Genomic DNA, 14,514 nt, shown 5'->3' with positions numbered 1-14,514 from the left:
TCCGCATGCAACCCACTGTGGCGAGGGAGCTTGCTCCCGCTGGGCCGCGCAGCGGCCCCCCTGTATTTGCCTGACACACCGAGTCTGTCATGGCTTTTTTGGGGCCGCTTCGCAGCCCAGCGGGAGCAAGCTCCCTCGCCACGGGGACGGCTTGCCTTCGCCATCTGCGACATTCGTCCACAAGTGACGCGCCAAACTAGAAACAAGCAGAAGAAATTATCTCAATCAATTGAAATTAAAGAGTTTAGTTAACAATCCGGCTAGCCTTCGCCTCCTCCAACAACTGCTGGATCACCTGCTCCTGCTCGCCATAACGCCCTTCGCCAAAATGGCTGTAGCGCACCTGCCCCTTGGCATCGATGAAGTAATGGGCCGGCCAGTATTGATTGTTGAAGGCGCGCCAGATCGCGTACTGATTGTCGATCGCCACCGGATAGTGGATGTCCAGCTTGCGCACCTGCTCGCGGACGTTGTCGATGATCTTCTCGTAGCCGTATTCCGGGGTGTGGACACCGATCACCACCAGCCCATCCTTTTCATACTTTTTCGCCCAGTCGTTCACATAGGGCAAGGTGTGCTGGCAGTTGATGCAGTCGTAGGTCCAGAAGTCCACCAGCACCACCTTGCCCCGCAGCGACTCGCTGCTCAGCGGCGGCGAGTTCAGCCATTGCACCGCGCCGTCCAGCGCAGGCATTGCGCCCTGGGCGTCGAGGGTCGGCATGGCACTGGCGCCGGCCTTGCTCACCACGTAGTCGATGGCCTTGGGCACGTTCTCCAGCAGGCTTTTTTCCAGGCTGGTGGACTGTTGGGAGGAAGTCGCCGCCAACAAGCGGTCATCCGCCCCAGTGCCGATCGCCACGGCCGCCAGTAACACCGCCAGCCCCGTGCCACGGCGCAGCCAGGTGGTCATCGGCAGCGAGAGCTTCAGGCGCCCGACCAGACCACGCCCGGCCAGGATCAGCGTGCCCAGGGACAAGGCACTGCCCAGGCCGTAAGCGAGCAGCAACAGGCTGGTTTGCGCGCTGGCGCCTTGCAGCATGGCGCCGGTCAGGATCACCCCGAGTATGGGCCCGGCGCACGGAGCCCAGAGCAACCCGGTTGCAACGCCGATCAGCACCGAGCCCACCGGCCCGGCCATCCGCCCGGCCCCAGCGTCCAGGCGATTGCCCAAGTTGACCAGCGGCCGCGCCAGCCAGATACCAACCCGGCTGAAGATCAACGACAGGGCGAACACCCCCATCACTACCAACGCGACTTGCCGACCGACGCTGCTGGCGCGCACCACCCATTCGCTGCTGACCACCGCCAGGCTGGAGACCAGGGCGAACGTCAATACCATGCCGCCGAGGGTCAGCAGCACCGAGCTGCGGGAGCGATTGGCCCGGGCGAACAGAAACGGCACCACCGGAAGAATGCAGGGGCTGAGGATCGTCAGGATCCCGCCGAGAAAAGCGATCAAAAGCATGGCAACACCTCAAAATAAAAGGCCTACATAGCCCCTGTGGCGAGGGAGCTTGCTCCCGCTGGGCTGCGCAGCAGCCCCCCGTATTTGCCTGACACACCGAGTTTGTCACGGCTTTTTTGGGGCCGCTTCGCAGCCCAGCGGGAGCAAGCTCCCTCGCCACAAAAGCAGGTCAGTTCTGGTTGCTGCAGTGATCGGAAAACTTGCGGTAGTCCAGCGCCTGCTGGTGGCCTGCCGAATCCAGGTAGGTCATGTGGGCGTTGACCACGCCGCAGGTCGGCTCGGTGTCTTCGGTGAGGGAAAGCACCTTCTGGATGTCCAGGTGGCTGCCGTAGGTGTAGGTGTGCGGTTGCACGTTGCTTTCGGCCCGGGCCGACAGGGTGCAAATGTTCAGCGCGGCAAAAAGGCAGGCGGCGTAGACGGCTTTGGTGTTCATGGCGATTCCTCGATTCAATGGGGTTTTATCTGCCGAGGCCTGTTGTGTGCCTCGATGGATGCCATTGAATGCCCCGCAGGTATCGCGTCTGTATCGAGCCCGGTGGCTTTTTGCATCGCTGTGTATCCGTCAGGCGCCAGATACACTGCAATACAAACCGCCGCGAGCCGGGCTGGCCGGGGCCTGTAGACTGCTCACAACGAAACGCCGAGGAGCGGGACACCATGGATCATGTCGATCACGTGCTGATAGTGGATGACGATCGCGAGATCAGAGAGCTGGTTGGCAACTACCTGAAGAAGAATGGCCTGCGCACTACCGTTGTCGCCGATGGCCGGCAGATGCGCGCCTTCCTGGAAACCACCCCGGTGGACCTGATCGTGCTGGACATCATGATGCCCGGCGATGACGGCCTGGTGCTGTGCCGGGAACTGCGTGCCGGCAAGCACAAGGCCACGCCGGTGCTGATGCTCACCGCCCGCAACGACGAAACCGACCGCATCATCGGCCTCGAAATGGGCGCCGACGATTACCTGGTCAAGCCTTTCGCCGCCCGTGAGCTGCTGGCGCGGATCAACGCCGTGCTGCGCCGTACCCGCATGTTGCCGCCCAATCTGGTGGTCACCGAAAGCGGTCGCCTGCTGGCGTTCGGACGCTGGCGCCTGGACACCACCGCCCGCCACCTGCTGGACACCGACGGCACCATGGTTGCCTTGAGCGGCGCCGAGTATCGGTTGTTGCGGGTGTTCCTCGATCATCCGCAACGGGTACTCAACCGCGACCAGTTGCTTAACCTCACCCAGGGCCGGGACGCCGACCTGTTCGATCGCTCCATCGATCTACTGGTCAGCCGCCTGCGCCAGCGCCTGCTGGACGACGCCCGGGAACCGGCCTACATCAAGACCGTGCGCAGCGAAGGCTACGTGTTCTCGCTGCCGGTGGAGATCCTCGAGGCGTCGGTATGAACCTGCCGCTTCGCTGGCCGCGGACCCTGGCCTCGAGGCTGTCGCTGATCTTCCTGATCGGCCTGATCCTGGCCCAGGGCCTGTCTTTCGGCGTCCAGTACTACGAGCGCTACCAGAGCGCCAAGTCGACCATGCTCGGCAACCTGGAGACCGACGTCTCGACCTCCGTGGCGATTCTCGACCGCCTGCCTGCCGCCGAACGCCAGGCCTGGCTGCCGAAACTCGCCCGGCGCAACTATGGCTATTTGCTCGACGAGGGCCAGCCCGGCCAACCGATGGACTTGGCCGACGCGCCGATCTCGGTCAGTTCGATCCAGGAAGCCATCGGCCAGGCCTATGGCCTGACCTTCAAGCAGATTCCCGGGCCGAACATGCATTACCAGGCGCACCTGCGCCTGGGGGACGGCAGCCCGCTGACCATCGACGTACGCCCGGCAATGGCGCCCCTCTCCCCTTGGCTGCCAATGGTGTTGCTGGGGCAGTTGGCCCTGTTGATCGGCTGCACCTGGCTGGCCGTGCGCATCGCCGTAGGTCCCTTGACCCGACTGGCCCAGGCGGTGGAAACCCTCGACCCGAACGCCCATAGCGTGCGCCTGGACGAAAAAGGCCCGACCGAAGTGGTGCATGCGGCCAAGGCCTTTAATGCCATGCAGGACCGGATCGCCGCCTACCTCAAGGAGCGCATGCAGTTGCTGGCGGCGATTTCCCATGATTTGCAGACCCCCATCACGCGCATGAAGCTGCGCGCCGAATTCATGGACGAAGGGATCGAAAGGGACAAATTGTGGAGCGACTTGAGCGAAATGGAGCACCTGGTGCGTGAAGGCGTGGCCTATGCCCGCAGCATCCACGGCGCCACCGAGGCCAGTTGCCGGATCAGCCTGGATGCGTTCCTCGACAGCCTGGTGTTCGACTACCAGGACACCGGCAAGGACGTACAACTGTCCGGGAAAAACGCCGCCGTCATCGACACCCGTCCCCATGCCCTGCGGCGGGTACTGATCAACCTGGTGGACAACGCCTTGAAATTCGGCGGCGCAGCGCAGATCCAGGTGCAACCGGCCGACAACGGGCAATTGGCGATCCAGGTACTGGACCGTGGCCCCGGGATCAGCGAGCAGGAACTGGCCGAAGTGCTCAAGCCGTTCTACCGGGTGGAAAGCTCGCGCAACCGGGAGACCGGCGGCACCGGCCTGGGCTTGGCCATCGCCCAGCAACTGGCGATCGCCATGGGTGGCTCACTGACCCTGAGCAACCGCGACGGCGGCGGGCTCTGCGCCGAATTGCGCCTGGCACTCACAAGCTGACACAACCCCTGTGGGAGCGGGCTCGCGAAAGCGGGGCATCAGCCAGCATCCATTCAACTGACCTGACGCCTTCGCGAGCAAGCCCGCTCCCACACTGTTCTGTGGCGTTGCAAATAGGGTGCCTTACCCAAACTCCCCCTGTGGGAGCGAGCCTGCTCGCGATAGCGGTGTGTCAGCCAGCATCATTCAACTGACTTGACGCCTTCGCGAGCAGGCTCGCTCCCACACTGTTCTGTGGCGTTGCAAATAGGGTGCCTTACCCAAACTCCCCCTGTGGGAGCGAGCTTGCTCGCGATAGCGGTGTGTCAGCCAGCATCATTCAACTGACCTGACGCCTTCGCGAGCAGGCTCGCTCCCACACTGTTCTGTAGCGCTGCAAATAGGGGTGCCTTACCCAAACTCCCCCTGTGGGAGCGAGCCTGCTCGCGATAGCGGTGTGTCAGCCAGCATCATTCAACTGACCTGACGCCTTCGCGAGCAGGCTCGCTCCCACACTGTTCTGTGGCGTTGCAAATAGGGTGCCTTACCCAAACTCCCCCTGTGGGAGCGAGCCTGCTCGCGATAGCGGTGTGTCAGCCAGCATCATTCAACTGACCTGACGCCTTCGCGAGCAGGCTCGCTCCCACACTGTTCTGTGGCGCTGCAAATAGGGATGCCTTACCCAAACTCCCCCTGTGGGAGCGAGCCTGCTCGCGATAGCGGTGTGTCAGCCAGCATCATTCAACTGACCTGACGCCTTCGCGAGCAGGCTCGCTCCCACACTGTTCTGTAGCGCTGCAAATAGGGGTGCCTTACCCAAACTCCCCCTGTGGGAGCGGGCTTGCTCGCGAAAGCGGTGTGTCAGCCAGCATCATTCAACTGACCTGACGCATTCGCGAGCAGGCTCGCTCCCACACTGTTCTGTGACGTTGCAAATAGGGATGCCTTACCCAAACTCCCCTGTGGGCTTGCTCGCGATAGCGGTTTGTATACCAGTGTGTCTGCGGATGATCGGCATACACGAACTTGCACAATGCTGCGCCGCGGACACACCCCGCTTACACCGGTTTGAAAGACTCCCTCGCAACCCCGGCACTATCTCGACCGGGCCCCCGACACCCAAGGAGCCTTCAAATGCCTACCCCTACCGCATCCCCCTTTCGTTACCAAGGCTGGTCGCTGTTCAGCCTGCTCGCCGCCCTGGTGCTGTTGATGACCGGGTTGATCCTGATACTCAACCCGGACCTGACCGAAGGCGTGCGCAGCGCCATTCGCGCCACGGCTCGTTCGTCGTTCATCCTGTTCCTGCTGGCCTTCACCGCCTCGGCATTCGCGGTGCTGGTGCCCTCGCCCCTGAGCCGGGCGCTGGTGCGTGAACGGCGCTTCATCGGACTGGCCTTTGCCTTTTCCCACCTGGTCCACGCCGTGCTGATTTACACCTACGGCCAGCTCAATACCGAGTTCTGGCCCGGCCGCACCACCCTCGGCAACGTGCCCGGCACCGTGGGGTATGTATTCATCCTGCTGCTGGCGCTGACCTCGTTCAAAAGCACCACGCGCCTGATCGGTTTCAAGGCCTGGAAGCGCCTGCATGTCACCGGCATGTGGGTGCTGGCGGCGATCTTTGCCTATTCCAACTTCAAACGCATCCCCATGAGCGACTGGTACGTGCTGCCCTTCGGCCTGATCTGCGCCGCCACCGCCGTCCGCCTGGTAGGCAAGCTGGCCCAGGCCACCCAGCGTCGCCAACGGCCGCAACACGCGGCTTGAGCCCAGGGAGATCGATCATGTACGCAAATACCTTGAAAACACTGCATACGCCGCTCGAGAACCTCGGGACATGGCTGGCGCCGCTGGGCCTGCGCCTGTTCCTGGCTTGGGAGTTCTTCGAATCCGGCATGGAGAAATGGAACGGCGCGAACTGGTTCGCCGAGATCCAGTCTGCCTTCCCGTTCCCGTTCAACCATGTGCCGGCCCAATGGAACTGGGAACTGGCGATGTGGGCCGAGCTGATCGGCGCCATCGCCCTGTTGATCGGCCTGGGTACCCGCTTCTGGGCCCTGGTGCTGATCGTCGTCACCGTGGTGGCGACCGCTGCCGTGCACTGGCCGGCGGACTGGTCGAGCTTGAGCGAACTGGCCCAGGGTTATGCGATTACCAACAAGGGACACGGCAACTTCAAGCTGCCGCTGATCTACCTGGTGGCCTTGCTGCCGTTGCTGTTGCAAGGGGCTGGGAAGTTGAGTGTGGATGCGGTGCTGAGGGCTGGCCTGCATCGCCGAAACAAGGCCTGACAAAAAACCTTGTGGGAGCGAGCTTGCTGTGGGAGCAAGGCTTGCCCGCGATACAGACGACTCGGTCAATCAGTCAGACCGAGGACGACCCATCGCGAGCAAGCTTTGCTCCCACAGCAGGCCCACACAGGGGTTAGCATTTCAATGGCAGATTACAACGCTACGCCAACAACCCCTTCCTCCTGCATCCGCCGCAACAGCGCCACGGCGTTGTCCATGAATTCTGCCGAATCCACCCCCGCCTCCCGCGCCAACGCCAGCAACTGCCCTCGCCCCGTCAACCCTGGATAGGCCTCGATGCGCTGCAAAAGTCGCCAGGCCAACGGGCTGAGTTCGGAGAAACGCACCTCGAAACCAGGCGTTCGCCGCACCAGCAGCAGCGTCGGTTGCGCCGGTGGTGCCGAGGGCTGATAACTCGGCGCCAGGCGATGCACCGGCCATTGGTACGCCAGCGGCCAGGCCAAGGGCGAGACTCGCAGCGGCGAGTCGAGCAAGGACGTCTCGTCATGGGACGGCAACGGCTCGGCCTCGGATTGCAGCAGCGCCATCTCGACCCACTCGTAGTGCGCCAGCTCCGCCACGAACGGCGGCCAGTCCGGCGAAGGATGGTCTGCAAGGTAGCCAACGAATTCCCCGGCGATTTCACCGAACTTGGGCGTGGTACAGCGATGTTCCCGCAGGAATCGGCGCACGCAGGCACGCCAAGGGTGCTGTCCCAGCAGGTTCACCAACACGGGAAAGGTGCCGCTGAGCAGCGCACGCATATTCTCGAAGATCAGGTCGCGATACACCTGGGCCCGCGCCGCGTCCATGCCGGACGGGATCGGGCAGTGATCCGGGTCGCGCAGGTAGCGGGTCAGCGCTTGTTGCTGCTGATGCAGCGTCTGCCGGGCCTCAGCCATGGGTCACCGCCTGCCAGGTGACGGCCTGGTGCTGTAACTGGCGAATCGTCTGCAGTTCGGCCACCAGGGCGGCGTAAGGCGGGAAGTTGAAGTCCCGTTCGAGCAAGGTCGGCTGTACGCCGAAACGTGCATAAGCCTCGGCCAGCAGCGCCCAGACCACCGGCTTGACGGGCGCGCCATGGCTGTCGATTTTCAGCGTGTCGGACTCGTCATAGTGCCCGGCCACATGCATCGCGACCACCCGCCCCGGCTCAAGACCCGCCAGGAATGCCTGGGGATCGAAGCCATGATTGACCGAGTTGACGTAGACGTTGTTGACGTCCAGCAACAGGTCGCAATCGGCTTCGCGCAACACCGCCCGGGTGAATTCCAGCTCGCTCATGTCCTGTTGGGGGGCGGCGTAATAAGAGACGTTTTCCACCGCCAGGCGGCGTCCCAGCACATCCTGGGCCTGACGGATCCGCGCCGCCACGTGATGCACCGCTTCTTCGGTGAAGGGCAGCGGCAAGAGGTCATACAAATGCCCCTCGTCGCCGCAGTAGCTCAAGTGCTCGCTGTACACCGGCACCTTGAAACGCTCGAGGAAAGCACGCACCTGGCCGAGAAACGCCAGGTCCAGCGGCACCGGCCCACCGAGGGACAACGACAGGCCGTGGCACGTCAACGGATAACGTTCGGCCAACGAATGCAAGGCGGCGCCATGGGGGCCGCCGATGCCGATCCAGTTTTCCGGAGCGACTTCAAGAAAGTCGAAATCCCCGGGCGGTGCCTGGCGCAGTTCAGCGAGCAAGGCCCGGCGCAGGCCAAGGCCTGCCGAGGGTTGGGGTAGATTCAACATGACACATCTCCTGGGGAAACGAGATGTGGTGAGCCTCATGAGACCATCAATCGCACGCCAGGAAGACGAACACCCGTGGCGAGGGAGCTTGCTCCCGCTGGGTCGCGCAGCGGCCCCAGCTTTTTGGGCCTGCTGCGCCCGAAGCGTCGGACCGGTCCAGCGGGAGCAAGCTCCCTCGCCACGGGGCCTTTGTTCGACGCCGCTTCAGTGGGCTGGCATCAAGGCATCAGGCTCACCACCGGGGGCGAATCAGGACTCGATAGCCGCCCCGCACTTGCCTTCGCCACATTTGCCTTCCGCGGTCTTCGCCTGGGCCGACAGGTATTGCTTGGCTTCCGGCAACGAGATACCGCCGTCGTGGTTGGCGTCGATCTTGTCGAACTCAGCGGCTCGTTCCGGTGCGGCGGCGATGAATTCGTCGCGCGAGACCTGGCCATCGTGGTTTTTATCGGTCTTGGCGAACTTGTCTTCGCCGCACTTGCCTTCGGCGGGTTTCTTCACCGTATCGGCGGCCGCCAGGGTGTAGCCCTGGGCCAGGTCGTTCATGGTCAAGGCCGAAGCCGCCGTGGAGAGACCCAGGCCACCGACCAAAGCCAGGCCAAGTGCAAGGGATGAATGACGGGAGAAGTTGAGCATGAGGTATTCCTCTGACGATTGACGATTAATCCGCCAGTCACCGGCACCGAGGCTCGGGGCCGGCTGGCTGGCGTAGTTAATCGGTGGTGTGTATCCGGCCTGTGTCGCCGGCCCGGTCCTTCGTCAAGCAGATGTATCCGGGCCTGCGCGGTACACACTGCGATACACGCCGTCCCTCATCGCGGGCAAGCCTTGCTCCCACAGGGATCAGCTGTGAACAGCGTATTTTGAGTTCGAGCATCAACCCTGTGGGAGCAAGGCTTGCCCGCGATGTCGTTCGTCCTGACATTGCCAGGCCCAAGGCTGACGCCGCGCGCCTGGCGTTGAAAAAATCGAAACCTTGGACGGCGTGCACCGGTCAAGTCCTGTATGAACGTCAACCGCTGCACGTCGCGCCGAGCGACCGCGGCCCGAAACGAGGGACAGACATGAGCATGACCGTCGGTGATTTCCTGGTGGAACGTCTTTATGAATGGGGGGTTCGCCGCATCTATGGCTATCCGGGCGATGGCATCAACGGCGTGTTTGGCGCCTTGAACCGTGCCCAGGGAAAAATCCGCTTCATCCAGGCGCGCCACGAGGAAATGGCCGCGTTCATGGCCTGCGCCCACGCCAAGTTCACCGGCGAACTGGGGGTCTGCATCGCCACTTCCGGACCCGGCGCGTCCCACTTGGTGACCGGCCTCTACGATGCCCGAATGGACCACATGCCGGTGCTCGCCATCAGCGGCCAGCAGGCCCGCGCCGCGCTGGGCGGGCATTACCAGCAGGAACTGGACCTGGTGAGCCTGTTCAAGGACGTGGCCGGGGCGTTCGTGCAGCAAGCCAGCGTACCCGCCCAGGTGCGTCACCTGCTCGACCGCGCCGTACGCACGGCGGTGGGCGAACGCCGGGTCACGGCGCTGATCCTGCCGAACGACCTCCAGGACATGGAATACACCGCGCCGCGCCACAAGCACGGGACCGTTCACTCCGGCGTCGGCTACCGCAAGCCCAGCGTCGTCCCCTACGAAGAGGACTTGCGCAAAGCCGCCGAGGTGCTCAATGCCGGCAAGAAAGTCGCCATCCTGGTCGGTGCCGGCGCGCTGCACGCCACCGACGAAGTCATCGCCATCGCAGAGAAACTCGGTGCCGGTGTGGCCAAGGCTTTGCTGGGCAAGGCCGCCGTGCCCGATGACCTGCCCTGGGTCACCGGCACCATCGGCCTGCTTGGCACCGAGCCCAGCGACAACCTGATGGCCGGCTGCGACACGCTGCTGATGATCGGCTCCGGCTTCCCCTATGCCGAGTTCCTGCCCCCTGAAGGCCAGGCCCGGGGCGTGCAGATCGACATTCAAGCGGACATGCTCAGCCTGCGGTATCCCATGGAAGTCAGCCTGCACGGCGACAGCGTCGATACCTTGCGCGCCCTGCTGCCGCTGATCGAAGAAAAAACCGACCGCACCTGGCGCAAGAAAATCGAGCATTGGCGGGAACGCTGGGAGCGCACGCTGGAAAAACGCGCCTTGGTAGCCGCCAAACCGATCAACCCGCAGCGAGTCACCTTCGAGCTGTCGCCGCGACTGCCAGAGCACGCCATCATCACCTGCGATTCCGGCTCCTGCGCCAATTGGTACGCCCGCGACCTGAAGATCCGGCGCGGCATGATGTGTTCGCTGTCGGGTGGCCTGGCGTCGATGGGCGCCGCCGTGCCCTACGCCATCGCGGCGAAGTTCTGCCATCCGCAGCGCCCAGTGATCGCCCTGGTAGGCGATGGCGCCATGCAGATGAACAACATGGCCGAGCTGATCACCGTCGCCAAATACTGGCGCACCTGGGCCAACGGCACCTGGATCTGTGCAGTGTTCAACAATCGGGACTTGAACCAGGTGACATGGGAACAACGGGTGATGGAGGGCGATCCAAAATTCGAAGCCTCCCAGGACATTCCCGACGTGCCCTACCACCTGTTCGCCGAATCCATTGGCTTGAAGGGCATCCTCGTGTTGCACGAAGACGACGTGGCCACGGCCTGGGAAACCGCGCTGGCGGCGGATCGTCCGGTGCTGATCGAATTTCGCACCGACCCCGACGTGCCGCCGCTACCGCCGCACATCAAGCTGGAACAGGCGAAGAAGTTTGCCTCGACCCTGCTCCAGGGCGACCCGAACGAGCGAGGCATCGTGGTGGAGACCGCCAAGCAGGTATTGAGCAGCCTGCTGCCGGGCCATCGCACGGATAAAGAGTGAGGCGTGACACGATGCCCACCGTTGAGCTGCATCGTCGCTATGAAAGGTCCCTGCTGCTGGCGTTCTGCGTGGTCTGGGGCTGGCTGGCCATCGCCCCCCTGAAACGCAGCGACTGGCTGGCGGAAAACCTGCTGGTGGTTGTGTTGCTGGTCGTGCTGGTGGCCGTTCATCGGCGATTCAGCTTTTCCCGGCTGTCCGCCACACTGCTGTTCGTGTTTCTCTGCATCCATGAAATCGGCGCCCACTACAGCTACGCCAAGGTGCCCTACAACCAGTGGTGGCAGGCCTTGACCGGGGGCCCTTCGCTGGACCAGCTCATGGGGTTCCAACGCAACCAATTCGATCGGCTGGTGCATTTCAGCTACGGCCTGCTGCTGGCCTATCCCCTGCGGGAGGTTTTGCTGCGGGTAATGCCCGCAAAGGGGTTCACGGGCTATTTGCTGGCCTGGAGCCTGATCCTCGCGTCGTCGGCCATTTACGAGATCATTGAATGGTTGGGCGGTGCCTATATCGGCGGCGATACCGCCAAGGCCTTTGTCGGCGCCCAACGGGACCCGTGGGATTCACAGAAGGACATGGCCTTGGCCGCGCTTGCCGCGTTCATCGCCCTGCTGGCCGCCGCCGGGGTCAGCTACCTGCGCCAACGGGACGTCGCCCTCCAATGGGCATCCCGCTTCAAGGCCCGCACATGACAACAACGCAGTCTGTCGGCTGCTTCGTTAACACGACTAAGTAAATCAGCCCACCCGCCGATACAAGACAGGTGCGGGTGAAATCGCTTTTGGCTGATGACTTTTTTATGACTGAAAATGCTGGCAATGAATCGACTGTCCTTTCCCCGGGCTCGCCAACCCGTAGTTTCACCCGTCGCACGTTCCCGGCCATCATGCTCCTGCTGTTTGTCATGTCCGCACTGGCGATCGCCGTGCTGATTAACATCACCGCGGCCCAGGACCGGCGCGCCCGCGAACAGAGCCTGTTTTTCGCCCAACGGGCCATCGAGGGCATCCGCACCGGCATCGGCCGCGACCTGAGCGACTATTCCAAGTGGAGCGACGCCTACCGGCACCTGCATATCGACGTCGACAAGGAATGGGCCTATGACCAGGAAAACGTCGGCAGCAGCGTGTTTTCGCTCTATGGCTACCAGGCGGTATTTGTCATTTCCCCGACCGGCAAGACCGTTTATTCGGTGATCGATGGCCAGATGAGCGAGGTCGATGCCGACACCTGGCTGACCGGCGACCTGCGAGCACTGCGGAACAAAGCCAGCACGGCGGAAAATCACGACGAAGTGGTCGTCGAGCTGCTGCACCACGACGACGCTCCGGCGTTTGTCGCCGTGTCCGCCATCACCACTGGCACGGACAACAGCGTGGCGCAAATTCCCGGCCCGCCCAGCCTGATGCTCTTCGTCAAGGTCCTGGACCCCGGCGCCCTGGAAAACCTGGCGCGGGACTTCGCCCTGCCCGACGCCCATATCGCCAGGACCCCGGGCCCCGCCGATACCGCCCAGTTGCTGCTCGACGATCTGACCCAAGAGGCCCTGGCGTGGCGACCGCAGACCCCGGGCCAGGATCTGCGCAAAGTCCTGCTGCCGTTGCTGGCCGTGGCGTTACTGGTGCTGGCGATCCTGGCCCTGGCCGTTCTGCGCCACGCCTTGACGATGCTGCGCGCCCAGGAAAGCCAATACGCCAGCCTGCTGGCCCACCGCAAGGCTTTGGAGCGCAGCGAAGAACGTTTCCGCGACATTGCCGAAGTCTCCTCCGACTGGTTGTGGGAGGTCGACTCGACCGGGACGCTGACCTACCTGTCGGAACGCTTCGAACAAGTGACCGGCTTCAGCCCCACGGAATGGCTCGGCAAACCGCTGCACCGGCTGCTCCACCCCCATGGCGGCTCGATCTCGATTGCCCAATGGTTACTCGGCGGCGCCAACAGCCTCTCTTCGGCACCGCTGCTGTGCGAGTACACCGCGCGCAACCAGCGCATCCGCACCTGCAAGCTGTCGGTACGGGCCATCGAAGCCGGCACCTTGGGTTTTCGCGGCACCGCCACGGATATCACCGACGAGTTGCGGGCGCTGGCCCAGATCAAGCACCTCTCCTTGCATGACCCGCTGACCGGGCTGGCCAACCGCAACCGTTTGTTCGATTGCCTTCGCGAACACCTGGATCGACCTGATCGCCCGCCCCTGGTGCTGCTGAACCTGGACATGGACCGATTCAAGCCGGTCAACGACTCCCTGGGCCATGCCGTGGGCGATAAAGTGCTCAGGGAAGTGGCGCATATCCTCCAGCAAAACGTCCGTGGAACCGATCTGGTGGCGCGCCTGGGCGGTGATGAGTTTGTCATTGTCATGCCCGATCCCGGCGATCCCGACGATCTCGATCAACTCTGTGCACGACTGATCGACTGCATGCAACGGCCCATGCACCTGGACGGCAACACGCTGTACCTGGGGGTGAGCATCGGCGTCGCCTGGTCGCGGCCCGGTGACGAACGGGCCGATGAGCTGTTGCGCCACGCCGACATCGCCTTGTATGCGGCCAAGGCGGCGGGCCGCAACACCTGGCGCGTGTATGTGGAAGCCATGGGCAACCTGGCCCGCGACCGGCGGCAATACGAGCAGCAACTGCGCAACGCCATGCAACACGACCAACTGGAACTGCGCTACTTGCCTCGCTTCGACGTGATCGCCGAGCAACTGCACGGTTTCGAAGCCCAGATCTTCTGGCACCACCCCGAAAAGGGTGAGCTGGGTGGGGCCGACTTCATCCCCGTGGCCGAAACCTCGGGTCAGTTGGAAGAACTGGGCACCTGGGTCTTGATCAACGTCTGTGAAGAAGCCGTGACCTGGCCGAGCGATGTCAATGTCTCTCTCGCGGTTTCACCCCGGTGGTTCAACAGCAGCTTCCTGCTCAATCAGGTGCAGGAGTCGCTCGAAACGAGTGGCCTGGCGCCTCACCGGTTAACCTTGGAAGTGGCCGAAGGGGTGCTGCTGGCCGACCACAAGGCCGTCGCTGCCACCCTCCATGCGCTCAAGGATCTTGGGGTGCGGATCAACATCGATAAGTTCGGCACCAACATCGCCTCCCTGCGGGAGGTGCTGGACCAGCCGTTCGATGGCATCCGCTTCGATCGCAACATCCTCTCGCAGTTGGGCCTGGAGGACGACAAGGAAGGTGTCCTGGCGATGATCCGGTTGAGCCGCAGCGTCGGGCTCATGGTCACCGCCGAGGGTATCGAAAACGCCCGGCAATTCAGCCAACTGCGCAACGTGGCCTGCGACCATGTCCAAGGTCCCTACTTCGGCGCGGCACTGCCCCGCTCGGAAATGGCCTCGTTCTTCACTACGCCGAGGTGGCTGTAACCCGCCGCTCCACCGCTATCGCGAGCAGGCTCGCTCCCACAAAGGGGCCTGTGTCGTACCCAAACCTCAAGGTCACCCAATAACCCTGTGGGAG

12 protein-coding genes are annotated in these 14,514 nt (G+C 63.2%); 7 read left to right on the top strand and 5 right to left on the bottom strand.

The features are described 5' to 3' along the window. Positions 1 to 244: 244 nt before the first annotated feature. Both M1D99_RS14380 and M1D99_RS14375 read right to left on the bottom strand, forming a co-directional pair. Positions 245 to 1,465 (bottom strand): cytochrome c biogenesis protein DipZ, encoded by a 1,221-nt coding sequence (locus M1D99_RS14380; protein WP_434576061.1) that lies wholly within the window; start codon positions 1,463 to 1,465, stop codon positions 245 to 247. A gap of 169 nt (positions 1,466 to 1,634) precedes the next feature. Beyond that, the gene (locus tag M1D99_RS14375; RefSeq protein ID WP_186728570.1) at positions 1,635 to 1,898 is read right to left on the bottom strand and encodes a DUF2790 domain-containing protein; all 264 of its coding nucleotides are present in this window, start codon (positions 1,896 to 1,898) and stop codon (positions 1,635 to 1,637) included. Between the two features lie 224 nt (positions 1,899 to 2,122). Between M1D99_RS14375 and M1D99_RS14370 the strand changes: the two genes are divergently transcribed. From M1D99_RS14370 to M1D99_RS14355, 4 genes are all read left to right on the top strand, one after another. After that, positions 2,123 to 2,863: a response regulator gene (locus M1D99_RS14370; RefSeq protein WP_003202589.1), complete on the top strand. Its 741-nt coding sequence runs from the start codon at positions 2,123 to 2,125 to the stop codon at positions 2,861 to 2,863. Continuing rightward, positions 2,860 to 4,170 (top strand): ATP-binding protein, encoded by a 1,311-nt coding sequence (locus M1D99_RS14365; protein ID WP_411387406.1) that lies wholly within the window; start codon positions 2,860 to 2,862, stop codon positions 4,168 to 4,170. Before M1D99_RS14370 ends, M1D99_RS14365 begins: the two co-directional genes overlap by 4 nt. Before the next feature lie 1,113 nt (positions 4,171 to 5,283). Continuing rightward, the gene (locus M1D99_RS14360; RefSeq protein ID WP_207965207.1) at positions 5,284 to 5,919 is read left to right on the top strand and encodes a ferric reductase-like transmembrane domain-containing protein; all 636 of its coding nucleotides are present in this window, start codon (positions 5,284 to 5,286) and stop codon (positions 5,917 to 5,919) included. Between the two features lie 17 nt (positions 5,920 to 5,936). Further along, the gene (locus M1D99_RS14355; protein WP_434576060.1) at positions 5,937 to 6,443 is read left to right on the top strand and encodes an HvfX family Cu-binding RiPP maturation protein; all 507 of its coding nucleotides are present in this window, start codon (positions 5,937 to 5,939) and stop codon (positions 6,441 to 6,443) included. 152 nt (positions 6,444 to 6,595) lie between these two features. On the opposite strand, the gene M1D99_RS14350 is transcribed toward M1D99_RS14355, so the two are convergent. From M1D99_RS14350 to M1D99_RS14340, 3 genes are all read right to left on the bottom strand, one after another. Further along, entirely contained in the window at positions 6,596 to 7,345 is a 750-nt protein-coding gene (locus M1D99_RS14350) for an HvfC family RiPP maturation protein (RefSeq protein ID WP_434576058.1), read from the bottom strand. Further along, entirely contained in the window at positions 7,338 to 8,183 is an 846-nt protein-coding gene (locus M1D99_RS14345) for an HvfB family MNIO-type RiPP peptide maturase (protein ID WP_434576056.1), read from the bottom strand. The genes M1D99_RS14350 and M1D99_RS14345 overlap by 8 nt, the downstream gene beginning before the upstream one ends. A gap of 249 nt (positions 8,184 to 8,432) precedes the next feature. Continuing rightward, the gene (locus M1D99_RS14340; protein WP_072404447.1) at positions 8,433 to 8,819 is read right to left on the bottom strand and encodes an HvfA family oxazolone/thioamide-modified RiPP metallophore; all 387 of its coding nucleotides are present in this window, start codon (positions 8,817 to 8,819) and stop codon (positions 8,433 to 8,435) included. Between the two features lie 428 nt (positions 8,820 to 9,247). Here M1D99_RS14340 and M1D99_RS14335 point away from each other — a divergent pair, with 428 nt between their 5' ends. From M1D99_RS14335 to M1D99_RS14325, 3 genes are all read left to right on the top strand, one after another. Then, positions 9,248 to 11,047 (top strand): thiamine pyrophosphate-requiring protein, encoded by a 1,800-nt coding sequence (locus M1D99_RS14335; RefSeq protein WP_186704922.1) that lies wholly within the window; start codon positions 9,248 to 9,250, stop codon positions 11,045 to 11,047. Positions 11,048 to 11,058: 11 nt separating this feature from the next. After that, positions 11,059 to 11,739 (top strand): DUF2238 domain-containing protein, encoded by a 681-nt coding sequence (locus tag M1D99_RS14330; RefSeq protein ID WP_434576053.1) that lies wholly within the window; start codon positions 11,059 to 11,061, stop codon positions 11,737 to 11,739. Between the two features lie 107 nt (positions 11,740 to 11,846). Next, entirely contained in the window at positions 11,847 to 14,420 is a 2,574-nt protein-coding gene (locus tag M1D99_RS14325; protein ID WP_434576051.1) for a bifunctional diguanylate cyclase/phosphodiesterase, read from the top strand. Positions 14,421 to 14,514 lie beyond the last annotated feature (94 nt).

It is taken from the genome of Pseudomonas sp. R3-41, assembly GCF_054161485.1.
This window is presented reverse-complemented; position numbering and strand designations above follow the sequence as displayed.

Excerpts from the sequence above, each read along its gene's own strand:
- M1D99_RS14330 (WP_434576053.1), top strand. The coding sequence starts at position 11,059 with ATGCCCACCGTTGAGCTGCATCGTCGCTATGAAAGGTCCCTGCTGCTG.
- M1D99_RS14365 (WP_411387406.1), top strand. The coding sequence starts at position 2,860 with ATGAACCTGCCGCTTCGCTGGCCGCGGACCCTGGCCTCGAGGCTGTCG.
- M1D99_RS14325 (WP_434576051.1), top strand. The coding sequence starts at position 11,847 with ATGACTGAAAATGCTGGCAATGAATCGACTGTCCTTTCCCCGGGCTCG.
- M1D99_RS14375 (WP_186728570.1), bottom strand. The coding sequence starts at position 1,898 with ATGAACACCAAAGCCGTCTACGCCGCCTGCCTTTTTGCCGCGCTGAAC.
- M1D99_RS14370 (WP_003202589.1), top strand. The coding sequence starts at position 2,123 with ATGGATCATGTCGATCACGTGCTGATAGTGGATGACGATCGCGAGATC.
- M1D99_RS14380 (WP_434576061.1), bottom strand. The coding sequence starts at position 1,465 with ATGCTTTTGATCGCTTTTCTCGGCGGGATCCTGACGATCCTCAGCCCC.
- M1D99_RS14350 (WP_434576058.1), bottom strand. The coding sequence starts at position 7,345 with ATGGCTGAGGCCCGGCAGACGCTGCATCAGCAGCAACAAGCGCTGACC.
- M1D99_RS14355 (WP_434576060.1), top strand. The coding sequence starts at position 5,937 with ATGTACGCAAATACCTTGAAAACACTGCATACGCCGCTCGAGAACCTC.
- M1D99_RS14360 (WP_207965207.1), top strand. The coding sequence starts at position 5,284 with ATGCCTACCCCTACCGCATCCCCCTTTCGTTACCAAGGCTGGTCGCTG.
- M1D99_RS14335 (WP_186704922.1), top strand. The coding sequence starts at position 9,248 with ATGAGCATGACCGTCGGTGATTTCCTGGTGGAACGTCTTTATGAATGG.
- M1D99_RS14340 (WP_072404447.1), bottom strand. The coding sequence starts at position 8,819 with ATGCTCAACTTCTCCCGTCATTCATCCCTTGCACTTGGCCTGGCTTTG.
- M1D99_RS14345 (WP_434576056.1), bottom strand. The coding sequence starts at position 8,183 with ATGTTGAATCTACCCCAACCCTCGGCAGGCCTTGGCCTGCGCCGGGCC.